The sequence below is a fragment of the Sphaerisporangium sp. NPDC049457 genome, assembly GCF_055586705.1.
In genome coordinates, this window is the sequence record NZ_JBVJHR010000001.1 from 501,968 (window position 1) to 525,277 (window position 23,310).

At 73.1% G+C, this 23,310-nt stretch carries 17 protein-coding genes; 6 read left to right on the plus strand and 11 right to left on the minus strand.

The features are described 5' to 3' along the window. Positions 1–509: 509 nt before the first annotated feature. On the minus strand, positions 510–1,508 hold the full coding sequence (locus tag ACZ6QO_RS02120) for a LacI family DNA-binding transcriptional regulator (RefSeq protein ID WP_465846777.1): 999 nt from the start codon (positions 1,506–1,508) through the stop codon (positions 510–512). 166 nt (positions 1,509–1,674) lie between these two features. On the opposite strand from ACZ6QO_RS02120, the gene ACZ6QO_RS02125 reads away from it, so the two are divergent. The 4 genes from ACZ6QO_RS02125 (at position 1,675) to ACZ6QO_RS02140 (ending at position 6,698) form a co-directional block, all read left to right on the plus strand. Continuing rightward, positions 1,675–2,895, plus strand: a complete 1,221-nt coding sequence (locus ACZ6QO_RS02125) for an ABC transporter ATP-binding protein (RefSeq protein ID WP_465846778.1) — start codon at positions 1,675–1,677, stop codon at positions 2,893–2,895. Between the two features lie 383 nt (positions 2,896–3,278). After that, positions 3,279–4,094 (plus strand): hypothetical protein, encoded by an 816-nt coding sequence (locus ACZ6QO_RS02130; protein ID WP_465846779.1) that lies wholly within the window; start codon positions 3,279–3,281, stop codon positions 4,092–4,094. Beyond that, positions 4,084–5,847 carry a DUF4012 domain-containing protein gene (locus tag ACZ6QO_RS02135; RefSeq protein WP_465846780.1) on the plus strand — a complete coding sequence of 588 codons (1,764 nt, stop codon included), beginning with the start codon at positions 4,084–4,086 and terminating at the stop codon, positions 5,845–5,847. Before ACZ6QO_RS02130 ends, ACZ6QO_RS02135 begins: the two co-directional genes overlap by 11 nt. Positions 5,848–6,014: 167 nt before the next feature. Then, the gene (locus tag ACZ6QO_RS02140) at positions 6,015–6,698 is read left to right on the plus strand and encodes an arsenate reductase/protein-tyrosine-phosphatase family protein (RefSeq protein WP_465846781.1); all 684 of its coding nucleotides are present in this window, start codon (positions 6,015–6,017) and stop codon (positions 6,696–6,698) included. Here the strand turns inward: ACZ6QO_RS02140 and ACZ6QO_RS02145 are convergent. The 5 genes from ACZ6QO_RS02145 to ACZ6QO_RS02165 are packed head-to-tail and all read right to left on the minus strand — an operon-like array spanning position 6,688 to position 12,245. After that, entirely contained in the window at positions 6,688–8,076 is a 1,389-nt protein-coding gene (locus ACZ6QO_RS02145) for a tyrosine-protein kinase domain-containing protein (RefSeq protein ID WP_465846783.1), read from the minus strand. The genes ACZ6QO_RS02140 and ACZ6QO_RS02145 overlap by 11 nt on opposite strands. A 4-nt stretch (positions 8,077–8,080) precedes the next feature. After that, positions 8,081–9,121, minus strand: a complete 1,041-nt coding sequence (locus ACZ6QO_RS02150) for an MraY family glycosyltransferase (RefSeq protein ID WP_465846784.1) — start codon at positions 9,119–9,121, stop codon at positions 8,081–8,083. After that, positions 9,118–10,107: an NAD-dependent epimerase/dehydratase family protein gene (locus ACZ6QO_RS02155; RefSeq protein WP_465846786.1), complete on the minus strand. Its 990-nt coding sequence runs from the start codon at positions 10,105–10,107 to the stop codon at positions 9,118–9,120. The genes ACZ6QO_RS02150 and ACZ6QO_RS02155 overlap by 4 nt, the downstream gene beginning before the upstream one ends. Positions 10,108–10,119: 12 nt before the next feature. After that, positions 10,120–11,073 (minus strand): NAD-dependent epimerase/dehydratase family protein, encoded by a 954-nt coding sequence (locus ACZ6QO_RS02160; RefSeq protein WP_465846788.1) that lies wholly within the window; start codon positions 11,071–11,073, stop codon positions 10,120–10,122. Next, complete coding sequence (locus ACZ6QO_RS02165; RefSeq protein ID WP_465846789.1) at positions 11,070–12,245, minus strand: glycosyltransferase; 1,176 nt, start codon at positions 12,243–12,245, stop codon at positions 11,070–11,072. Before ACZ6QO_RS02165 ends, ACZ6QO_RS02160 begins: the two co-directional genes overlap by 4 nt. Before the next feature lie 455 nt (positions 12,246–12,700). On the opposite strand from ACZ6QO_RS02165, the gene ACZ6QO_RS02170 reads away from it, so the two are divergent. Further along, entirely contained in the window at positions 12,701–14,050 is a 1,350-nt protein-coding gene (locus ACZ6QO_RS02170; protein ID WP_465846791.1) for a proline-rich domain-containing protein, read from the plus strand. Then, the gene (locus ACZ6QO_RS02175; RefSeq protein ID WP_465846793.1) at positions 14,047–15,201 is read left to right on the plus strand and encodes a glycosyltransferase; all 1,155 of its coding nucleotides are present in this window, start codon (positions 14,047–14,049) and stop codon (positions 15,199–15,201) included. The genes ACZ6QO_RS02170 and ACZ6QO_RS02175 overlap by 4 nt, the downstream gene beginning before the upstream one ends. Here the strand turns inward: ACZ6QO_RS02175 and ACZ6QO_RS02180 are convergent. The 5 genes from ACZ6QO_RS02180 to ACZ6QO_RS02200 all read right to left on the minus strand — a co-directional run bounded on the left by ACZ6QO_RS02180 (position 15,165) and on the right by ACZ6QO_RS02200 (position 23,004). Further along, positions 15,165–16,529 (minus strand): polysaccharide biosynthesis protein, encoded by a 1,365-nt coding sequence (locus ACZ6QO_RS02180; protein WP_465846794.1) that lies wholly within the window; start codon positions 16,527–16,529, stop codon positions 15,165–15,167. The two genes, ACZ6QO_RS02175 and ACZ6QO_RS02180, sit on opposite strands and share 37 nt — an antisense overlap. 16 nt (positions 16,530–16,545) lie before the next feature. Further along, positions 16,546–17,658, minus strand: a complete 1,113-nt coding sequence (locus ACZ6QO_RS02185) for a glycosyltransferase family 4 protein (RefSeq protein ID WP_465846795.1) — start codon at positions 17,656–17,658, stop codon at positions 16,546–16,548. Positions 17,659–17,678: 20 nt separating this feature from the next. Then, on the minus strand, positions 17,679–20,021 hold the full coding sequence (locus ACZ6QO_RS02190; RefSeq protein ID WP_465846797.1) for a hypothetical protein: 2,343 nt from the start codon (positions 20,019–20,021) through the stop codon (positions 17,679–17,681). 67 nt (positions 20,022–20,088) lie between these two features. Continuing rightward, on the minus strand, positions 20,089–22,020 hold the full coding sequence (gene asnB / locus ACZ6QO_RS02195; protein WP_465846799.1) for an asparagine synthase (glutamine-hydrolyzing): 1,932 nt from the start codon (positions 22,018–22,020) through the stop codon (positions 20,089–20,091). Further along, positions 22,021–23,004 (minus strand): methyltransferase domain-containing protein, encoded by a 984-nt coding sequence (locus ACZ6QO_RS02200; RefSeq protein ID WP_465846801.1) that lies wholly within the window; start codon positions 23,002–23,004, stop codon positions 22,021–22,023. Positions 23,005–23,310 lie beyond the last annotated feature (306 nt).

The following is a 23,310-nucleotide window of genomic DNA, read 5'->3' on the forward strand; positions in this document are numbered from 1 at the left end:
ACTGTCCAAATCGGTCCTATTCATCGGGTCGCGTGCGGCAGGCGGCCGCGCGCGGCGGCCACCGTCGTCCTCCCGCCCGTGGCTCGGGCGGCGGGACGTCCGCGTGGCCGGTCCGGAATCGGTTGAGACACGAAAGTGTCCCCGGAAGGCGCCGCGACGGGTTCTACGGCGGTTTCTAGTAGCCGCCGCGCCCGCCGCCCGCCATTCGCGACACGCCACGGACGGTTGTTTGCGATCGGGGCGGCACATCTCTGCCGTCTCGCGGGACCCCGTTGGCCCGTGTCGCGGTCCCCGTGATCACCGGATGGCGCAGAAATGCCGCACGGTTGAGGTTTCGCGCGACACCACCCGTGAATATGGGACTACCGCGACATCCTGCCCGGCGAGCCGCGTCGTCGCTCTGTGCCCTGTTCCTGGCCATTTGGCGAGGTTACGGGTGATACGGGCCGACGGTGATCTGAGAGCGGGAGGACTCGGCCGGTGCCCTCGGCGGGACGCCCGGCGGCGGGTCAGCGGCGGGGGCCGCAGCTGCCCCGGACGATCAGCTCGGTGGGGATCGTCACCGTGCGGGCGCGCCCGCCCTCGCGCAGGACGAGTTCGGCCGCGCGGTAGCCCATGTCCTGGGCGGGCTGGGAGATCACCGTGAGCGGCGGATGGCACAGCTCGGCCCACGGCACGTCGTCGAACATGATCAGCGACACGTCGCGCGGGACCCGCACGTCCAGCTCGCGCGCCGCCAGCACGGCGGCCTCGCCCAGCAGGTTGCCGCCCGCCAGCACGGCGGTGACGTCCGAGCGGTGCTGCAGGAGCCCGGCGGCGGCGGCGTAGGCGGAGTCGCGCGTCGCGTGCGCGTGCACGATGAGCTCCTCGTCGGCGCGGATCGCCCGCGCGGCCAGCGCCTCGCGGAACGCGCGCACGCGCTGGGCCTGGCCGTGCCGGGCGAGGAAGGCGATGCGCCGGTGCCCGAGCCCGGCGAGGTACTCGACCGCCGTGCGGACCCCTGTGCGGTCGTCGGTGACCACCGAGGGCACGTGCTCGGCGCCCGGCACCGGCCGCTCGGCGAAGACCACGCCGAGCCCCGAGCGCAGGGCCGGGCCCCACATCTCGCCGTCGCCGGAGGGCACCGCGATCACCCGTTCCACGCTCTCTTCGATGAGCGTGCCGATCAGCTGGGCCTCGCGCTCGGGGTCGTCGCCGGTGGTGCCGATCATCACCGGCTCGCCCGCCGAGCGCGCGCAGGACAGCACGCCGTCGGCCAGCCGCCCGTAGAAGATGTCGGTGATGTCGGGTACGAGCAGCCCGATGCCCCCCGTGCGACGGCGGCGGAGGTTGCGGCCGAGGGCGCTCGGCCGGTAGTCGAGCCTGGCCGCGGCGGCGAGGACCTTCTCCCTGGTCTCCGGGCTCGCCGACCCGGTGCCCGACAGCACGCGGGAGACGGTGGCGACCCCCACCTCAGCCGCCTCGGCCACGTCCTTGATGGTCGTACGGCGCTGCCCGGTCGGTCTCATGGAAACGATTCCATCATGAGTTCCACCGGGAAGCCAAGCGTGGGGGCCCATCCGAAGAGTGTGAGAAGCCACTATTCCGGAAGGGCTTGACAGAGATGTCCGGTTCCGATGAGATTCATGAAAACGTATCCACATCCGGCGGCATCCGGACGCACGAAGGAACGCCATGGCATCAATCGTTCTGCGCAACGTCGACAAGATCTACGCCGGCGGTGTGAAGGCCGTCAACGGCCTCAATCTCGAGATCCGCGACGGCGAGTTCATGGTTCTTGTCGGCCCGTCCGGTTGTGGCAAGTCCACGGCCCTGCGCATGATCGCGGGCCTGGAGGACATCAGCGGCGGCGAGATCGCCATCGGCGACCGGGTGGTCAACCACCTGCCGCCGAAGGACCGCGACATCGCGATGGTCTTCCAGAACTACGCGCTCTACCCGCACATGACGGTCGAGGAGAACCTCGCCTTCGGCCTCAAGCTCCGCAAGATGCCCAAGGCCGAGATCTCCAAGCGGGTGCAGGAAGCCGCCAAGATGCTGGGCCTTGAGCAGTACCTCAAGCGCAAGCCGGCCGCCCTGTCCGGTGGTCAGCGCCAGCGTGTCGCCATGGGCCGCGCCATCGTCCGTGAGCCGCAGGCCTTCCTGATGGACGAGCCGCTGTCCAACCTGGACGCCAAGCTCCGCGTGTCCATGCGCGCCTCGCTCAACCAGATGCACGAGCGCCTCGGCGTCACCACGGTCTACGTCACCCACGACCAGGTCGAGGCCATGACCCTCGGCGACCGGGTCTGCGTGCTGCGCGACGGCATCCTGCAGCAGGTCGACACCCCGCAGAACCTGTTCGAGAGCCCGGTCAACCTGTTCGTCGCCGGGTTCATGGGCTCCCCGTCCATGAACTTCGTCAACGCCGAGCTGGTGCGCGACGACAGCGGCGCGGCGGTCGCCTTCGCCGGCTACAAGCTGCCGGTGCCCGACTCGACCTTCGCCGAGAAGCCGGGCCTCGACCAGTACCTGGGCAAGAAGCTCATCCTCGGCATCCGCCCCTCCGACTTCGAGGACGCCGCCTCCGCCTCGGGCCACTCCGACGGCTGGGCACACATCCCCACCCGCGCCGAGGTCACCGAGGAGCTGGGCAGCGAGATCAACGTCCTGTTCCTCATCGACGCCCCGCCGGTCGAGCACCGCGACACCGTGGCCGCCCAGGACACCGGTGACGACGAAGAGAGCGTGCTGCCCCTGGTCGGCGACAAGTCGCTGTGGACGGCGCGCGTCAACGCCCGCAGCCACGCCCGCCCCGGCCAGAACATCGAGCTCGTGGTGGACACGCACAACTTCCACTACTTCGACACCGACAGCGGCCTGGCCATCGGCCACGCCGCCAACGTCGGCCGCTGAGCCCGGACGATCCGGCTCCCCGGGGCCTGATCGCCTCAGGCCGGTCCGTCCCTCCGGGGCGGCCCGGCCGGCCGGGATGATCGAACACCTTCCCCGACAGGAAAGCCCCCGCCGCGCAACCCCTCCCGCGGCGGGGGCTTTTCCTGTCCGGCAAAGGGAAGGAATGCCCAGCGTGATGTTTCGGTAACAGGCGTGCGGCGGCGCACGGCCATTCGGCTCAAGTGGATACAACGGGATGCATCGACATGTCGCCCGCCTCATGGGCGATGTCTCTATGGCCCGAATCATTGTCCATCGGGGAGTCCTGAATGGCTGGGAAATATACGGTACCTATTCTTCTGGCGGCGGTGCTCACAGGTGGGGCGGCGACGGGACCGGTCGCGATGGCGGCCGTTGGGACGCAGTCGCCGGCGCTGAAGTCGGTCGCGTACGCGCAGCCCGACACCCAGCCTCCGACCGCGCCGACCAACCTGCGGCTCACCGAGCTCACGCTGGGAGTCATCGTCCTGATCTGGGACCCCTCCACGGATCTGCCGGTCTATCCGCCGAGCCGCGTGGTGGCCTACGACATCTACGCCAGCACGTCGCCGTTCCGGCTCATCGGCAGCGTCCCGGGCAACGTGACGACCTTCACCGACCACCGTGGCCCGTGCGAGAAGGTGCTGTATTTCGTCCGCGCCAGGGACGCCGCGGGTAACGTCTCGGCGCCGAGCAATATCGTCGTCCGTCATCCCGCCAAGTCGTGCCACAAGAAGGAAGAAGAGCACGCCGAGCATGGCGAAAAGGACACGACGTGGCCCGGCAAGCCATCCGATTTCATCGACGATGTGAATAAGTCGGACCGGCACCACCACAACGACGACGACCACAACGAAATTATCAGGGCCGACAAGCTGTTCCACGTCGAGGGCGCCGACGACCACGGCGGCGGTCACAACAGGTACGACCGCGACCGCGACTCCTACGGCGGCCACGACTTCGGTGGTCCCGGTGGCGAAGAGGGCGCCGAGTCCGAGGCGGGCGGCGACGACCACGGCGGTGGACAGCAGCACGCCGCCGCGCAGCCGGCCGGCCGGAGCCTGCCCTTCACCGGCGCCCCGGTGGCCGCGGTCGCCGGAGTGGGCGCCCTCCTGCTGGTCGCAGGGTCCGCCGGGGTCGTGATCTCCGTGCGGCGCCGCCGAACCGCTGGTGCGCGCTAGCCGGCGACGCCGGCTCGTCCTCGCCGGCTCCCTCTCGTCCGTCCTGGTCCTCGTCGCGTCGGCGGGATGGTCGGCGCACCTGGGACTCGGCGTCCGTGACCACCTGCAGGCGACCAGGGACGCCCTGGTTCACCTCCGCGCGGTGATGAGCGGCCGCGACCTCGACCGGATCGCCGTGACGCTGGCCGACGCCCGCCGTCACGCGGCCGAGGCGCGGCGCCTCACCAGCGGGCCCGACTGGACGCTGCTCACGCTCCTGCCCGTCGTGGGCGACGGCGCCACGACGGTGCGGGGGCTGGCCGAGAGCGCCGCCGAGATCACCGAGGTGCTGAGCGGGGTCCAGCGGACCGGCACGGCGTTCTTCACCGCCGGGCCGGGCTCCACCGATGACATGCGCCAGTTCCTGAACGGGCTGACGGCGGCGGCGCCGGTTCTCGACGGCGCCGCCGCCCGGCTCGCCTCGGCCCACCGCCGTCTGGCCGCCACCCCGGCGCACACGGGGGCCGGCTCGCTCGACCAGGCGCGCGGCACCGCGCTCCACGAGCTGGACAGGCTGCGCCGCTGGATCGGCGGCGCGGCCACCGCGGCGGCGCTGATCCCGCCGATGCTGGGCAACGACGGGCGGCGCGACTACTTCCTGGCCTTCCAGACCAACGCCGAGTCGCGGGGGACCGGCGGGCTCGTCGGCGCGTTCGGCGTCCTGTCGGCCGACCGCGGCCGCACCCGCATCACGCGCCTGGCCGCCAACACCGGCATGTACGGCAGCCCCCGCCCCGTCATCGACCACGGCAGGGCCTTCCGCGCCAGGTACGGCCAGGGCCCCCTTGAGCTGCTGTCGGTGTCCAACCTCTCCCCGCACTTCCCCTACGCCGCCGAGATCTGGACCGCGATGTGGGAGCGCCGGACCGGCCGCAGGCTGGACGGCGCCATCGCGATCGACCCGGTCGGCCTGTCCTACATCCTCGGCCTCATCGGACCGGTGACGCTCCCCGGCGGTGAGAAGGTGACCGCCGCCAACGTCGTCGACCTGACCGAGCGCGCGGCCTACGCCCGCTACCCCGACCCCCTGGAACGCAAGCGCTTCCTCATCTCGATCGCCCAGGCCGTCGGCGAGGCCCTGCCCAAGTCGTTCCCCGAGCCCGCCCAGGCCCTCCCGGTGATCAAACCCATGGTCGAGGACCGCAGGATCCAGATCTGGAGCCGGCACGACGCCGAGCAGCGCCGCCTGTCGTCCATCGAGCTCGGCGGCGTGCTGCCCCGACGGCCGGGGCCGTACGCGGCGCTGGTGGTCAACAACTCGGCCGGGGGGAAGCTCGACTACTACCTCGGCCGCTCCCTCACCTACGAGCTCGGCCCGTGCCGGAACGGGCGGCGGGCCACCAGCGTGCTGGTGCGGCTCACCAACGACGTGCCGGCCGTCGCGCTCCCCACCTACGTCACCGGCCGGCTGGACCATTCGCCGGGTCCGCGCCCGGTCGGCTCCAACCTGCTGTGGGTGTCGCTGTACGCGGGGGTGGGCGCCGAGCTGAAGGCGGCCTCGATCGACGGGGCTCCCGCGCAGGTCGTCACCGACGTCGAGCGTTCGCATCCGGTCTACTCGACGCTGCTGGAGCTCGGCCCCCGCCAGTCCAGGACCCTGCGCCTGGACCTGGTGGAACCGGCGTCCGCGCGGCCGCCGCTGACCCCCGTGCAACCGCTGGTCCGCCCGCAGCAGACCCGCGTCGTCACCGCCCCCGGCGGCTGCGTCCCGTAGGCGGTCCACCGGCCGGCCGCAGGAAGGCCCGAGCACCGGCCGGCGGCCGGACAGGTCCGAGAACCGGCCGGCGGCCGGACAGGTCCGAGAACCGGCCGGCGGCAGGAAAGGCCCAAGGACGGCGCGTCGGAGGCCCGCGCGCCTTCCGGCCGATCTACCGTCGCCTCATGGGGCTGGGGGATTCGACGGCGATCGGCGGCGAGGGCAGGACGGTGCGCGTCGCGCCGTCCGGGCACGAGAGGTGCGGCCGCCGCTGCTGGGCGGAGCCCGGCGCGACGCCGGGCGCGGCCGGCCCGCCGCGGTTCCGCATCCTTTTCGTGTGCACGGGGAACATCTGCCGGTCGCCGCTCGCCGAGCGGCTCACCCGGTCGGCCCTCGGGCCCTGCCCGGCGCTGGAGGTCGCGAGCGCCGGCACCCGCGCTTACCCCGGAATGCCGATGACTCCGCACGCCTCCCGGGTGCTCGGGACGCTCGGCGGGGATCCCGGCGGCTTCCGCTCCCGGCCGCTGACGGCCGGGCTGGTGGAGGACGCCGACCTGGTGCTGTGCGCGGCCCGGGAGCACCGGGCGGCGGCGGTGGCGATGTGCCCGGCGGCCGCCGCGCGGGCCTTCACGATCGCGGAGTTCGGCGTGCTCGCCCAGGCCGTGCCGGCCGGGACGCTGGACCGTCATGGGGATCGGGGCCCGCGGGCCCGCGCGCTGGTCGCCGAGGCGGCGACGCGGCGCGGGCTGGTCCGGGTGGACCAGCCCGACATCGACGACCCCTACGGGCGCTCCGCGCGCGCCTACCGGGCGGCGGGACGGCGGATCGCCGGCGCGCTCGCCGGCCCGTTCGCGCTTCTCACACGTTGACCGGCATCCTGACCGGGCCGTCCTGCCGGACCTCGGCCCCGTGGCCGGACCCGTATCCGTAGCCGTAGTAGGCGTCCCGCTTGCCCGGCGCGAAGTTCAGCACCGTCCCGACCAGGCGGGCGTTGACGGACGACAGCGTCTCCACGGCACGGGCGATGTGCTCGCGCCGGGTCTTGCCGTGCCGCGCGATCAGCAGCGTGCCGTCGCAGACCGCGGCGAGCGCGGCGGCGTCGGTGATGGGCAGCAGCGGCGGCGCGTCGATGATCACCAGGTCGTAGTCGTCCACGAGCTCGGCGAGCACCGCGCGCATCCCCTTGGAGCCGAGCAGTTCGCTGGGGTTGGGCGGGATCTGACCGCTCGGCAGCACCGACAGGGCCGGCCGGCCCCAGGTCTGGATGACGTCCTTCAGCGCCGCCTTGTCGATCAGCACGTCGGTCAGCCCGGCCGAGCCTTCGATGCCGAGGTAGTGCGGGATGCGCGGGCTGCGCAGGTCGCCGTCCACCAGGATCACGCGCCAGCCGGCCTGCGCGAGGGTGATGGCCAGGTTGGCGGAGGTGGAGGACTTGCCCTCGTTCGGCAGGCAGCTGGTGACCACCAGCGACCTCGGCCGCCGGTCGACGCCGATGAACTGCAGGTTGGTGCGCAGCGAGCGGAAGGACTCCGAGCGGGTGGACCGGCCGTGCTCTCGCACGATCAGCGGCAGGCGCCGGGCGTCCTTCTCGTAGCCGATCACGCCGAGCACCGAGCTCTTGGCGGTCTCCTGCAGCGTCTCGGAGGACTTGACCGTGGTGTCGAGCCGGTCGCGCAGCACGAGCGTGCTGAAGGCGACCAGCAGTCCGATCAGCAGGGCGAGCCCGATGTTGACCAGCGGGCGCGGGCTGATCGGCGTGGCCGGGATGTCCGCGGTGTCGACCACCGTCACCTTCACGGCGGGTCGGCTGTTGCGGGTCGGCCGCTCGATCTGGTCGATGACCCGGGTGAACCGGGCGCCCAGCGTGTTGGCCAGCCGCGCGGCGCGGCCGGGATCGGCGTCGGTGACGGTGGCGCGCAGCAGCATGGTGGCGGGGATGGCCTCCGCCTTGATGTTGTCCTGCAGCCGCTGGACCTCCTCGCCGGTGGCCAGCTGGCTGACCACCCGGCGGCTGGTGATCAGGTTCGCATAGGACTGCACGCGCTGCGTGGACAGCATCCCCGCCTGGTAGGCGGTGGTCAGGCTGCCCACCTTGTCGTAGCCGGAGACCATCATGGTGATCGTCGCGACGTACTTCGGCGGGGTCTTCGCGGTCAGGACGAGCGCGGCGGCCACCGACAAGACCAGCGACAGCGCCAGAACCATCCAGCTCCTGCGCGCCAGTCGTACGAAGTAGAGCAGATCCACCTGGTCATCGCCGCCTTTCGGTGATTTTTGCGAGGTTGTCGAGAGGACCGGCCGGCGCGTAGGCGTGCCCGCCCTGCAGCAGGCCGATCAGGAGCATGGCGATGCCGCCCGCCACGATGGCCGCGGCGAGCGCCGGGATCCAGCCCACGGCGATCGCCAGGCACAGCGCGCCGGGCACCGCCGCGACCGCGCCGAGAACGGCCGGCACGGCATGGGCGCCGAGGCCCATGCGGCGCAGCCGGTGGGAGACGTGGTCGGTCCCGCCCGCGAGCGGGGAGCGCCCCGCGCGGATCCGGGACACCAGCACCACGCCGGTGTCGACGATGGCGACGAACGTCCACAGCAGCAGCCCGGCGACGGTGACGCCGGCGGCGTGGCCGGTCTCCACGGCGACCGACGAGCACGTGAGGGTGAAGCCGATGAACAGGGAGCCGGAGTCCCCCATGAAGATCCTGGCGGGCGGCCAGTTGTGCGCCAGGAAGCCCAGGCACGCGAGCGCCAGCGCGCCGAGGAGCACCGCGAACGCCGGCCGGTCGCCCATGAGGGCGGCGCCCGCCAGGAAGGCCGCGATGACCGCGGCCACCGTCCCGAGGGCGCCGTCCATGTTGTCGAGCAGGTTGAAGGAGTTGGTCATCACGACGATCCACATCACCGTGATGAGCCCGTCGAGCCACTGCCCGGTGACGGTGATGTGCACGCCGGACAGCACGACGCCGCCCGCGGCCACCGACTCCACCGTCAGGCGGGTCACCACGGGCAGCGAGGCGATGTCGTCGATCAGGCCGAGAGCGGCGATCGCCGTCGCGGCCAGCAGGATCGCGGTGATCCGCAGGTCCGCCAGGCCCAGTACGCCTGCCGTCGGCACCACCGTGCCGAGGACGATCGCCGGCCCGCCCAGGAAGGGCGTCGGATGGTCGTGTGCCTTGTGGCCGCCCGGCCGGTCGGTCAGGCTCCAGCGCAGCGCCAGCCGCCGCAGGGCCGGGGTGGCCGCCGCGCTCAGCAGGCAGGCGCCCGCCGTGGCGGCCAGGGCGATCGCCGCGTTCACCGCGCGGGCACCGCGAGGTCCGCGCGGGCCTCCGCGATGATCTCGGTGAGGATCTCGTCCAGGTGTCGGCGCGGCGTCCAGCCGGTGAGCGCGCGGAGCTTGGCGGTGTCGGGCACCCGGCGCGTCATGTCCTCGAAGCCGTGCTCGTAGGCCTCGTGGTAGGGGATCAGGTCGACCCCCGACGTGGAGCCGACGTGCTCGACGATCAGCTTGGCCAGTTCGAGCATGCTGATCTCTTCGGCGGAGCCGACGTTGAAGGTCTGCCCGATCGCCGCCTCGTCGTCCAGCAGGCGCACCAGTGCGTCGACGGCGTCGGCGACGTGGGCGAAGCAGCGCGTCTGGGTGCCGTCACCGTAGACGGTCAGCGGGTCGCCGCTGAGCGCCTGGCGCACCAGGCGCGGGATGACCATGCCGTAGGCCGGGCTCTGCCTGGGGCCGACGGTGTTGAACAGCCGCACGATGATCGTCGGCAGGCCGCGCTCCTTGTGGTAGGCGTTGGCGAGGATCTCGTCGACGGCCTTGGCCGTGCTGTAGGCCCACCGGACCACGGCGGGACTGCCGAGGATGCGGTCGGAGTCCTCCCGCAGCGGGCCGTAGGAGTTCTTGCCGTAGATCTCGCTGGTGCTGGTGACCAGGATCTTGCGCCGGTAGCGGTGCGCGGCCTCGATGACGATCTCGGAGCCGCGGATGTTGGTCGTCAGCGACCGCAGCGGCTGCTCGACGATCAGTTTGACGCCGACCGCGGCCGCCAGGTGAACCACGATGTCGCACTGGTGGACCAGTTCGTCGACGACGAGCTCGTCCAGGACCGAGCCCTGGACGAAGCGCAGGTTCGGATGCGGGCGCAGGTTCTCCAGCCGCCCGGTGGACAGGTTGTCCAAGATCACGACATGGTCGCCGCGAGAGAGCAGCGCGTCGGCCAGATGCGAGCCGACGAAACCGCTGCCTCCGGTGATCAAGTAGGTGTTCCTTGCTGGGGTGCTCACCGACTTCTCCCATTACATGTGCGAGGCGGATTGGGATCTCATGGCTTGTTCGAACCAGGTCACGGTCATGCGGAGCCCGTCGGCCAGCGACATGGGACGCACGTCCGGGAACAGGTCGCGAAGCAGGCGGGGAGAGGCCTGTGACTCGCGGATGTCGCCCGCGCGCGGCGGAAGGAACGCGGTCTCGACCGGCGAGCCGAGCACCGTGGACAGGATGTCGCGCAGCTCCAGCAGCGAGACCCTGGTGCCGAAGGCGAGGTTCACCGGCGTGGCGCTGGTGACGCGGTCGCGCGCCGCCTGCACGATGACGTCGGTCACCGACCCCACGTAGGTGAAGTCGCGCGCCTGACGGCCGTCGCCGTGCACGGGCACCGCCCGCCCGCCGAGCGCCGCCGACACGAACGTCGGGATGACGGCCGCGTAGGCGTGGTCGGCCGCCTGAAGGGGCCCGTACACGTTGAAGAAGCGGAACGGCAGCACCGGCAGGCCGAAGCTCCGCGCGTACGCCAGCGCGTACGCCTCGGTGGCGAGCTTGCTCGCGCCGTACGGGCTGAGCGGGCGGGTGGGCAGGTCCTCGTGCTTGTGCGGTTCCAGGCAGTCGCCGTAGACCGAGGAGGAGGAGGCGAGGATCACGTGCGGCCTGCCCGCACGGCACGCCTCCAGCACCTGCAGGGTGCCGGTCGCGTTGACGGTGTGCGAGGCCAGCGGGTCCTCCAGCGACCGCGGCACCGACGGGCGCGCCGCCAGGTGCACCACCGTGGTGGCGTCGCGGGCCAGGGTGGCCAGCAGCTCGGGGTCCAGGATGCTGCCGTGGACGAAGTCCACGTCCAGCCCGTCGAGGTTGCGCGCGTAGCCGCTGGTGAGGTCGTCCAGCACCGTGACGCGCCGCACCTCCGGCAGGGAGGTGAGCGCACGGCAGAGGTTGGCGCCGATGAACCCGGCGCCGCCGGTCACAAGGATTCTCATGGGGTGCTCGTCTCCGGAGTCGAGCGGCGGGTGGACGCGCCGTGCAGCGATCGGTACAGGTTCTCGGTGTCGGCGACGAGCCGCTCCACGCCGAACGCGGAGGTCGTCCACTTCTCGGCGGCCGCTCCCATGCGGCGGGCCAGCTCGGGGTCCGACAGCAGCCGGACGGTGTGCGCCGCCAGCTCCTCGGCGACCGGGGGAGCGAGCAGGCCGGTGCGCCCGTCCCTGACGACCTCGGCGACGCTGCCGACCCGCGTCGCGACGACGGGCCTGCCCGCCATGCCGGCCTCGATGAGGCTCAGCGGCGTGCCCTCGCTGTCGGAGGTGAGCAGGACCACGTCGGCGGCGGCGTACACCGTCGCGACGTCGCCGCGCCACCCGAGCAGGTCGAAGGGGCCGGGCAGTGACCGGGCGTCACGCTCGACCTGTTCGCGCAGTTCGCCGCCTCCGCAGACCACGAACCGGCAGCCGGGCACGCGCCCGAGCACCTCGCGGGCGACCGCGACCAGCCGGTCGGGCCGTTTGATCCGGGTCAGCCGGCCGACGTAGGCCACCACGGGCGCGCCGGGCGGCAGGCCGAGCGCAAGGCGCGCCGTCGCGCGGTCCGGCACCGGGCCGAGGCGCACGCCGGGCGGGATGACCGCGTACTGCTCCGGTCGGCCGATGCGGTTGCGCAGCAGGTCGTCCCGGACGCGCGTCCCGACGGTCACCAGCCGGTCGGACAGGGTGGCGAGGAAGCGTTCGGCGTTCACGTAGACCGCCCGCTTCGGCGGGGAGAAGTAGCCGTCCAGGAGGTGGCCGTGGAAGACGTGCACCCGCGCCGCGCCGACCCCCGACAGCGAGACCGCGAGCCGCCCGAGGGCGCCGGCCTTGGCGGTGCGGGTGTGCACGATGTGCGGGCGGAACGAGCGCATCGTGCCGGCCAGCCGGTACAGGGCGCGCAGGTCGCCGGCCGGGTTGACCGACCTGCCGAGGCCGGGCACGCGGTGGACGGGCAGGTCGGCGTCGCCGAAGACCAGACGGTCCCCTTCGCCCTCGTCGACGTGCCCGGTGTACAGACGGTGGTCGAACTCCTCGCTGTCGAGCGACTTGCAAAGCCCCGCCACCTGGGTGGCGGGGCCGCCCACGTTCATCCGGGCGATGATCTCCATGACACGTATCCGACTGGTCACCTCCGAGAAGCTAGCTCGCCGTTTGATCTGTTCGCCGACACCGTCATGGTGGTGGCGAAATGTTTTCCCGATCCCTACCTGCGCATGATCGATCGGCATTCGTCGCGATGGACCGGGGGATCGGGCGGACGTCGCGGCGGGTCCGCGCCCGGCATCGCCCCTGGTGACGGGGCTGCCGATGATGAGAGCCGGCCCGCGAATCCACCGGAATCCCCGGCGAAGCGGGCTTGCCACCGGAAATCCCGCGAATATCCGCCGAAAGCGGCGGGGCCCGGATTCCGCTGCGCGAAAAGAGTCCGTAAACCAAGGTAATGGTCGAATGTGGGCGTCCGCCGCGGGCGCCGCCTCGCATTCCCGGCGGATAGCGTCGCCTCGCAGAGTCCGTGCCCGGCGGTCCGGCGCGGGCCGCAGGACGGCCGCGGCCTGATCTCGAGGCGAACTGAGGGTGCCCTTCCATGGAATATGTCATCGTTGCCGCCGCCGCGTTGCTGCTCGTCGGAACGGTCCACCTGGGCGTCGACGCCGAGGCGTTCCGGCGGGTGATGCCGGTGCTCCTCGTGGCGTTCGCCGCCCGGCTGGCCGTCCAGATCCTCGTGATGCAGAACCACGTCATCCCTTATGGCGGCGACAACATCACCTACGAGTCCCGGGCGCTGGAGGTCGTCGCCTACTGGAGACGCGAGGGCTTCCAGTTCGTCACCTCGGACCAGATCCCGTCCCTGTACGCCGCGGCCATCCCGTGCAACGCGTTCGCGCTGGTGCTGTACATCTGCGGCGGACCGGCCTCGCTGGCGTGCACGGCGCTGGTGGCGTTGCTGGCCTGCGCACTGTGCCTGATCATGTACCGTTTCGCCCTGCTCGTGGGCGCCGACCGCCGTGCCGCGTACCGGCTGATGGTCCTGACCGCGTTCATGCCGGCGTTCGTCCTGCACACCTCCGACATGTTCAAGGACGGCTTCAACGCCTTCCTCGTCGTGGCGAGCCTCGCCCTAGGTGTCTCCAACCTGCGGCGGTTCGACATGCGCAAGGTCGCGCTGCTCGGGGTGACGCTGTGGGCGCTGTGGTACGTGCGCCCGTACATGGTGTTCATGTGCGCGATGCCGGTCGCCCTCGGCTTCGTGGGACTGAAGAAGGTGCTCTCGGTGCGCACCCTGCTCATCCTCGCCGCGCTGCTGGCGGTGCTGCCGTTCAGCGACGTCGCGGAGACCCCGCCGGTCGAGGCCATGCAGGAACAGCTCGACTACGGGCAGTCCGAGCTCGTCCGCCGCGGGAACGCCGTCGGCGGCTCCGGCGTGATCTTCGACGACGGCGGCGACCCGTGGAACCAGCTCGGGCTCAAGCTGGTCTACACCCTGCTGTCGCCGTTCCCCTGGACCGGCGGCAGCCTGACGCTGCAGCTCGGCAAGATCGAGGTGCTCGTCTGGTACTTCCTGCTGTTCTGCGCGGTCCGCGGCGGCGTCTGGCTGTGGCGCGAGGACCGGGCCACCGTCTGCTTCCTGCTGCTGTTCATCGTGCCCGGCGCCATCGTGTACGCGACGACGATGGCCAACGTGGGCCTGATCTTCCGCCAGCGCATGCCGATCGTCATGATCACCAGCCTGCTCGCGGCCGTCGCCTGGTCCCAGCACGTCCGGGCGGCCAGAAAGAGAACGCCACAGGAACCGGCGCCCGCCGGCCCCCGGCCCTTGCCCGAAGGGACGCCGCCGCAGCCGGCGCCCACCGGCCGCAGTCCCTTGCCTGAAAGAACGCCGCCGCAGCCGGCGCTCGCCGGCCGCCGGGCGCTGCCCGAGGGGACGCCGCGATGACCGGGCGGACCGCGCGGCAGGGGCTGCGCGTGTGCGAGGTGCTCAAGACCCTCGACCTGGGCGGCGTCGAGACGCTGCTGGTCGAAAGGCTCCGGCGGGCCGCGAAGGGCGACACCGGCTACACGGTCGTGTGCCTGCAGGCCTCGACCGACGAGCTGATCGACGAACTGCGCTCCCTCGGCGTCACCGTGGTCAACCTCGGCCGCCGCCCGCGCCCGCTGGCCGTCGCCCGGCTGGTCACGACCGTGCGCCGGCTGTCCCCGGACGTGCTCAACGTGCACTCGCCGATGCCCGCCGTCGTCCTCCGGCCGTTCGTGCGGCTCAGCCGCCGGCGGCCGATCCTGGTCTCCACCGTCCACTACAGCCGCCGCACCGGCACGGTACTCGCCGAGCGCCTCACCTCGGCGCTCAGCACCTCGCTGGACCTGCTCACCCGATGGCTGGACGACCGGACGGTCGCGGTGTCGTCGCAGGTGGCGCGGTCGCCCTCCACCCGGGGCGCCAGGCGCGTGCTGACCCGCCTGCACGGAGTGGACGTGGAGGAGCAACGGCGCTGGGCCGCCCGGCGCGAGGAGACCCGCCGCGAGTTCGCCGTGCCGCGCGAGGCGTTCGTCATCGCGTGCGTCGCGAACTTCCGGCCGGAGAAGAACCACGCGCTGCTGGTCCGCGCGGCGGCGCAGGTGCTGCGGGCGCGGCCCGACGCGCTGTTCCTGCTGGCGGGCGAGGGGCCGCTGCGCTACCAGGTCGCCGGCGACGTCCGGCGGCACGGCGTCGAGGCGGGCGTGCGCCTGCTCGGCCGGGTGGCGGGCGCCAGGAGGCTGGTCGCCGCGGCCGACCTGGTCGTGCTCGGCTCCGCCCACGAGGCGCTGCCCGTCGTCGTCATGGAGGCGCTCGCCGCCGGCGTGCCGGTGGTGTCCACCGACGTCGGCGGCATCGCCGAACTGGTCCGCTCCGGCGAGAACGGCGTGCTGACCAGGCCGGGCTCCGCCCGCGACCTGGCGCGCGGCCTGCTGGAGGCGATGGACCCGGTGGTCCATCGCCGGCTGCGCGAGGGCGCGGCGGCCAGCGCGGGCACCGTCGACATGGCCGACACCGCCGACTGGTTCGAACACCTCTACCGGGAACTGGCCCCGGCCGCCCGCCCGCGCTGAGCGGGGTCGCAGGTCCCGGTGGAGATGCGCCGGAGCAGGGCCGCCCACACGGCCGCCCCGGCGACCGCGGCGGCCAGCGTTCCCCAGGCGAAGCACAGCGCGGCGCCCTCCGGGCCGGGGGAGAGGCGGTGGGCGAGCACCAGCGCGCCGAGCAGCGCGGCGCCCTCGCCCGCGAGGTAGGCGAGCCGCCAGCCCGGCCGGCCCAGGGCGAGCGGCAGCACGTTCGACCAGCACACCAGCCCCTTGACGCACGCCGCGGCGAGGAGCACGGCGGCCACCGGGGCGATGGCCGCGTACGGCGGCCCGTAGACCAGGCGCAGCACGTCGTCGAGCGCCGGCAGCGCGACGGCGAGCGTCACGAGCCCGGCGGCGGCCAGCGGGACGCTCGCGCGGGCGATGTCCCGGCGCGCGTGCGTCCTCTCCAGGCCCGCCGCGGCCGCGCGGGCGAGCCGGGGGTACAGCATGGACGCGACCGGCATGACCAGCGTCGCGTACAGCCGGCCGGGGGCCGAGGCGATCTTCAGCACCGTCACCAGAGTGGAGCCGCCGACCAGGCCCGCCACGGTCAGGACGCCGGACTCCGCCACCTCCGCCAGCGCCGTGCCGCCGGTCGCCTTCACGGTGAAGGACACCAGGCCGGCCGGCACGGCCGCGCACGCCGTCCCTTTCCCGAGCCGGGCCAGCAGCGCCCGTGAGCCCAGCGTCCCGACGACCAGGCCGGCCAGCATCGCGCCCAGCGCCTGCCCGGCCAGGTAGGCCAGCGGCCCGCCCGCCAGCAGCCCGCCCACGGGCAGCGCGAACGCCACCACCGCGCACCCCAGTCGCAGCAGTCCCAGCTCGTGCAGCCGGTCGGCCAGGGCGAACGACGCGCGCACGGCGCCGTTCGCGGCCAGCGCCGCGCGCCCGGCCACCGCGAGCACGAGCATGCGGGCCAGTTCGTCCCCGGCCAGGCCGAGCAGCCAGGCCGCCGCGACCCCCGCGAAGCACAGGCCGGCCGCCAGGACCCGGATGCCCACGTCCCACCGGACCAGCCGCCGGTACAGCGCGAACCCCTGCCCGCGCCGCTGCTCGATCGGGACGTACCGCAGCACGGTGTTGTCCAGCCGGGGGTCGAGCGCCAGGAAGCACAGGCTCGCCACCGACTGGGCGAAGATGACGCGCCCGGAGGTCTCGGCGCCGGTCACCCGCACCAGGGCGACCAGGCTGAGCGAGGACAGGACGGCCTCGGCGAGCCCGGCGGCGGCCAGCGTGGAGAATGTCCGCAGGTGCCCGCCACCGGCTCCGATCCGGACCCGTTCGCGCAGGTTCGTCATCGCCTGCCCGCGCATCGCGCCGCGCCGGCGGTCATGAGGTGGTCGCCGGCCGGCGCGGGACGCCGGGAAGCAGCGCGCTGTAGCGGTCCTCGACGCGGGCGGCCACCGACGACCAGTCCAGCGCCGACGCCGCGCGCACGCCCCGCTCGACCGCCCCGGGGATTGACGGATCGCCTTCCAGGACGGCCCGCAGGTGCGCCACCAGGTCCGCGACCGACCCGCTGCGGAAGGTGCGGTACGCGCCGGGCTCGACGACCGGCTCAAGGGAGGTCTCCGAGGACAGCACGACCGGGGTGCCGAGCGCGAGCGCCTCCAGCGCGGCGGTGGGGATGCCCTCGCCGATGGTGGGAAGCCTGCGCGAGGCCAGCACGAACGCCTGCGCCCGTCCCACCAGCGCGTACACCTCGCTCTCCGGCAGGTGCCCGGCCAGCACGACTCCGCCGCCGCCGCCGGCGGCGGCCAGCCGCTCCAGCTCCGCCCGCTCGCCGCCTTCCCCGGCGATGACCAGGCGCGCGCCGGGATGGGAGGCGCGCAGCACGTGGAAGGCCTCGATCGTCAAAGCGTGGTTCTTCACCTTCTCCAGCGAGCCGACGCTCACGATCAGCCCCGGCTCGGCCCGCTGCCCGCGGTGGCGGGCGATGCTCGCGAGGTTCAGGCCGCTGGACATCGTGGCGATCCTGGCCGCGGGTACACCGGCCTCCCGCAGGTCCTGCGCGGGCCGCGCGCCGATGGCGATGAAGTCGTCGACGTGCCGGAAGGCGAACGGCATGATCGGCAGGTGCCGCATCGTCATCGCGCCGTGGACGGTGACCACGAGCGGCACGCCGAGCCGGCGCGCGGCCGGGCCGAGGGTGAGCGCCTCGCGGTGGTCGCCGTGGACGTGCACGATGTCGGTGTCCGCCCGGTGCAGCGCGTGGGCGCACTCCAGCCCGAAGGCCAGCACGTCCGACCTGCGGGCCAGCAGCCTGCTCGCCCGGGTCGGCCGGAGCGGCAGGGTCTCGGCGCCCTCCGGCGCCCGGCCGCGCCGGTGGGCGACGATCACCTGGTGCCCGCGGGCGAGCTGCTCGCGGGCCAGGCGCTCGATGTGGCGTTCCAGGCCGCCCGGTTCGGGGGGCAGCCGGTATCCGACGTGGATGATGCGCATGTGTCCTCTTCCGTGCGAGTTCAGAGTGCGGGGGCGGCGAGCGCGGACAGGTCGTAGATTGCGTAGTCGCCTGAGCGGAACACCGGCCGTGCGAACCGGCCGATGCCGAGCCCGTGTTCGGTCAGGTGCCCGTCGGCGAACAGCCAGCGCACCTGGTGGCGATCGCGCATCTCCCGCAGGATCTCGCGCGACGGCGCGGTGAACGCCGCGTCGTTCAGCCCGATCAGCCGCGCGTCCCAGAAGGGCAGGTACTCCAGCGGCACGCTCTGGTCCCAGCGGCGCAAATTCGCCGCGGTGTACGCCCAGCCCTCGACGAGCACGCGCCGCTCGCTCAGCGCTGCCACCCAGAAGTGGTAGGCGGCGCAGGGCTTCTCCTTGCCCCACTCGCAGTGGGCGTTGGTGGCCACCAGGTCACCCGGTCCCGAGTGGGCGCGCAGCCAGCGCCCGGCGGCGAGGATCCCGTCGGGGATCGTCACGGGCGCCGGCGCCGCCGTGGCGATCGGGCCGCCGCCGGCCAGCCGGCCCGCCGTGGACAGCACGCGGGCGTGCAGGTCCGACGGCAGCCCGATGGCCGCGAGCATGACGGTGACCAGCGCCCACGCGCGCAGCGCACCCGCCCGCACGGCGAGCGCCACGCCCGCCACGGCGGCGACGGCCGCCAGCGCGATGTACGGCCGGTACAGCGACGCCGTGGGCGTCCCCGCCTCCAGGGGCACCCGCACCCGGCACAGCAGGGCGACCGCGTACGCGGCGGCGGCGCCGGCCGCGGCGGCGAGCAGCGCCGCCTTCGGCGAGACCCGCGCCCGGCGCAGCAGCACCAGGACGCCGTGCACTGTGACGATCACCAGGTAGGGGTAGGCGCCCCACACGAAGAACAGCTGGCTGCGGCACGGATGCCCGAGCAGCACCACCGTGCCGAGCCCGGCGGCGCCCATGCCGAGCAAGAGCACCACGTCCGGGCGGAACAGGGCGCCGGCCCGGCTCAGCAGGCCGAGCGCGCCGCCCCAGACGACCACCCAGCACAGCAGGTAGACCAGCGCGACGCCGAGCGCCGCGCCCACCGGCGGCAGGTCCAGCCCGTCCGGCCCGCCCGTCCCGGTCAGCTCGGCCAGCGTCGTGCGCATCGTGAACAGGGGAGAGATGATCAGGCCCTGGCGCGCGCCGCCGAACAGCAGGACCTGCGCGTACAGGCATAGCGCGCCCGTCATGCCGAGCGCGGCCAGCGCCGGCCAGGGCGGGCGGCGGCGCCTGAGCGCCTCGACGCCGGCGGCGGCCACCAGGCCCGCGCCCAGCAGCGGCAGGTAGGACGCCTTGCCTCCCATCACGGCGACCAGCAGGACGCCGAGCATGACCCACCGGCCCGCGCTCCGCCGTCCCCGCAGCAGGTCGGCGAGCAGGATGACGACCGGGGCGAACAGCATGGCGCCGAAGGTCAGGGTGGGGCTGGTCCACGCCAGGTCGGTGACGCCGCCCCAGGTGAACGACCCGTTGGTGCCCAGGTACAGGCTGGGCACCGCCACGAAGACGGTGCCCGCGGCGGCGAGCGCCGCCCCGGCCCACGAGCCCGTCACCCGCCGCCCGGTCATGCCGATCAGGACGACCAGGACGGCGAGCATGGGCAGCGCGGCCAGGCGGAACAGCAGCACCAGCGGCTCCACCCCGGTGACCCAGCTCGCCGCGGCGTAGTGCGCGTAGACGAACCAGTGGTAGAGCAGCGGCTCGCCGGCGACCATGGGCACCGTGGGCGGCATGTGGTGCCGCAGCTCGCCGATCAGCGCCAGGTGGAACGGCATGTCGATGGACGCGGCGCCGAGCCCCGGCCAGGTGAGGGCATGGGTGCGGAAGAAGCTCGCCGCGCCCCAGACGACCAGGAACGCCATCGTCAGCGCCAGCGACCACGACGCCCACAGCGGCGCGCGTTCCACCTGCGCCGGCGCCCGCCAGTGCCGGCGCAGCCGCGGTACGGCGAGGAACGCCGCCACGACGGCCACCGGCCAGGCGAGCACCAGCAACGGCGCTCCCGCGGCGCGGGCGCCCATGTAGCACAGGATCTCGACGGCGTAGCCGAGCGCGAGCCCCAGCGCGATCTCCTCGGCGCGCGTGCGCGCCCCGCTGTACAGCGCCCGCACCAGCAGCGTGCCCGGGAGGGCGAGCCCCGCGGCGATATAGGCGCCGAACAGGGCCATGTCGGTGACGGACACCCCGTAATGGGTCAGCGTCGCCGCGGTCAGGGCCGCGACGGCCAGGACGGGCGGCCACGCCGATCGGTGCGGCCGCCACCGGGACGCCGGGGGCGCCTGGACGGCGGGCGCGGCCGCCGGCGGGACGGCCGCGCGGAACTCGACGGGCGGAGTGTGGGTCATGCGTGCAAGCTTGGCGAGACGAGGACGGGTCGCCGGGCGGGGACGCCCGCGCCCGGCGATGTCCTTGTCACTCCTTTATGTACGCCAAGGAGGACGCCGCGCAGCCGGTCGCGGGCAGGCCGGCGCCGCCCGGGACGGCGTGCGCCCGGTGCCACAGCTCGAACTGCAGCAGCGTCCACAGCCGGGGCCCGTGGTCGACGCCGCCCATGTGGCGTTGCAGCAGGTCGCGCACGGCCGCCGGCCGGAACAGGCCCCTGACCCGCGCGGTGTGGTCGGTGAGCACGTCGTAGGCCAGCTCGCGCAGCTCGCCGCGCAGCCAGGCGGCGAGCGGCACGCCGAACCCCTGCTTGGGCAGGTGCGCGAGCCCGGGCGGCAGCCAGGGGGCGACGGCCCGCTTGAGCAGCACCTTGGTGTGGTTGCCCCGCACCTTGCACGAGTCGGGCAGCCGCGCCGCCCACTCCATCAGGTGGTGGTCCAGGAACGGCGAGCGGGCCTCCAGCGAGTTGGCCATCGTCGTGATGTCCACCTTGACCAGCAGGTCGTCCGGCAGGTACGTCAGGGTGTCCACCTCCAGCACCCGGCCGAGGTCGGAGCCCGCCCGTGAGGAGTCGTAGACCTCGCGCAGCAGCGCGTGACTGTCGACCCCCGCCAGCCGCTCGCGCAGGGCGTCGCCGTACAGGCGCCACTTCTGCTCGGGGGTGAAGCACGACATCAGCTGCGGGTAGCGCCGGGACGGCGGCGTCGCGGCGAACTGCATCAGCCGGCCGAGCCGCCGGGGGAGCCCGCCGAACTCGCTGCGCTCGGCGACCAGGGCCCCGGCCCGTCCGCACGGCCCCGCGACGGCGCGGGGCAGGCGCGGGATGCGCCCGGCCTGGGCCATGAGCGCGTGGCGGCGGTACCCGCCGAAGCACTCGTCCCCGCCGTCGCCGTTGAGCGCGACGGTGACGTGCGCCCGGCTCAGCCGCGCCACGTAGAAGCTGGGGATCGCCGAGGAGTCGGCGAACGGCTCGTCGAAGTGCCAGGCGAGGCGGGGCAGCACGTCCAGCAGGTCGGGGGTCACGACCAGCTCGTGATGGTCGGTCCCGTACCGCTCGGCGACCATGCGCGCCTTGTGCCGCTCGTCGTAGCGGCCGTCCTCGAAGCCGATGCAGAACGTCTTGACCGGCTCCGCGCTCTGCATGGCCATCGCGGCCACCACCGCTGAGGAGTCCACGCCGCCGGACAGGAACGCCCCGATCGGACGCTCGCTCACCATGCGCAGGCGGGTGGCCTCCAGCAGCAGCTCGCGCAGCCGCTCCTCGGCCTCCTGCTCCGGCACGGGCGGCGCCGGCGTGCGGTCGGGCAGCCAGTAGCGGCGGACGGCAGTCCGTCCCGCCTCCCACACCAGCAGGTGCGCCGGCGGCAGCTTGTGCACGCCCCGGTAGATCGACCACGGCGCGGGGACGTACTGGTAGCTCAGATAGTGGTGCAGGGCCACCGGGTCGACCTCGCGGCGCAGCGCCGGGTCCTGGGCGAGCGACTTCAGCTCGGAGGCGAACCTGATGGCGCCGGCGTCCGCCCACCAGTACAGCGGCTTCTTGCCGGCGCGGTCGCGGGCCAGCAGCAGCCGCCGCCGGTCGCGGTCCCACACGGCGAAGGCGAACATGCCGCGCAGCTTGTGCACCATCTCGTCGCCGTACTGCTCGTACAGGTGGACCAGGCACTCGGAGTCGCCCGCGCCGCGCAGGCGGTGCCCGAGCCGCGTCAGCTCCTCGCGCAGCTCGGCGAAGTTGTAGATCTCGCCGTTGAAGACGGCGACGACGCGGCCGTCCTCGCTGTAGACCGGCTGGTCGCCGTGCGCCACGTCGATGATGGCGAGCCTGCGCATGCCGAGCGCCGCGTGCTCGTCGTCGTGGAACCCCTCACCGTCGGGGCCACGGTGGGCGATCACGTCGCACATGCGGCGCACCAGCGCCGGGTCGGGACGGGAGGTGGACGCCGTGCCCGCGATGCCGCACATCTACTTGACGCCGCCGATCACGTACAGCCCGCGGTCGCGGCGGATCGAGAACTCGCGCAGGCCGAGCTCCCGCGCCCACCGCGCGAGGCGGCGGCGCGGCTGGGGCTGCTCGTAGCGCGGCGCGAGCCAGTCGAAGGTGTCCAGCACCGACCAGCTGCGGATCATCTCGGGATCGGTCAGGCCCAGGTGGCGGTGGTTGGCCACCGGCACCATGCGCGCCAGGTACGGGCCGGCCTTCGGCACCGCGCCGAGCGCCATGGACAGCGGCAGCAGCCGCGGCACCGCCCTGTCGACCAGGGAGTACAGCCGGGCCGGCGGGATGCGCTTGGTGATCGGGCGCAGCACCTGGCGGGGATGAGGGTAGGCCACCATCGCCGCGTACACGTCGACGCAGAACCGGCCGCCGGGGCGCAGGTAGCGGAACAGCGTCTTGAACGTCCGCTCGACGTCGGGGGTGTGCTGGATGACCCCGAAGCAGAACAGGTAGTCGAAGGACTCCTCGGGGAACGGCGCCTCGTACACGCTGGCCTGCACCAGCCGCAGGTTGGGGAAGCGGCCGTTGGAGGCGGCGTTGGCCCGCACGGCGCTGGAGATGTCGAACGAGGTCACCTGGGCGCCGGTCTCGCACAGCACCTCGGTGAAGCGCCCGGCGCCGCTGCCGCATTCGAGCAGCGTCCTGCCGTGCAGGTCGTCGGGGGACCAGCCGCTCGCCCGGAACAGCCGGTCACGGGTGATCGTGAGGCCGGAGTGGGAGTCGAGCTGGGTCAGCCGGTGCCGGTTCCACTGGTATCCGAACCCCTCCGCGTAGTTGTCCGGCGGGACGAAGCGCGGGATGCCGTCCTCGACCGGATAGGTGATCGCGCAGGCGTCACAGCGCAGACCGTCCCCGTCGCGGAGCCGGCCCCGGCAGCGGGGACAGCGCAGCGCGTGGCACCAGGAGATCCCGGCGCCCGCGTCGTCGGATACGTACTTGGGAAGCGTCATCTGAGTGCCAATCCATCGAGACGTGGACGCGAGACGTGGACGATGGCCGGACGTGGCCGGACCCGCGATTACCAGGGACATATTACGGAGCGTGACCATCCGGGCGCGGTTGTGCCCCGGCGTGTCACCGATACCGGCACGCCGCGCGACCATCCCGGCCGCCGCCGGGATCGTTCCGCCGGGCGGGACGCCCGAGGAGGCCGGACGCGGGGCACGTTGGTGGACGGCTGTGCGCCTTCGGGAGCCTTTGCGGAATTCATGCTCTTGGCCGGGGCAAAGGGCGGCAACGATAGAGCTGGGCGGGTG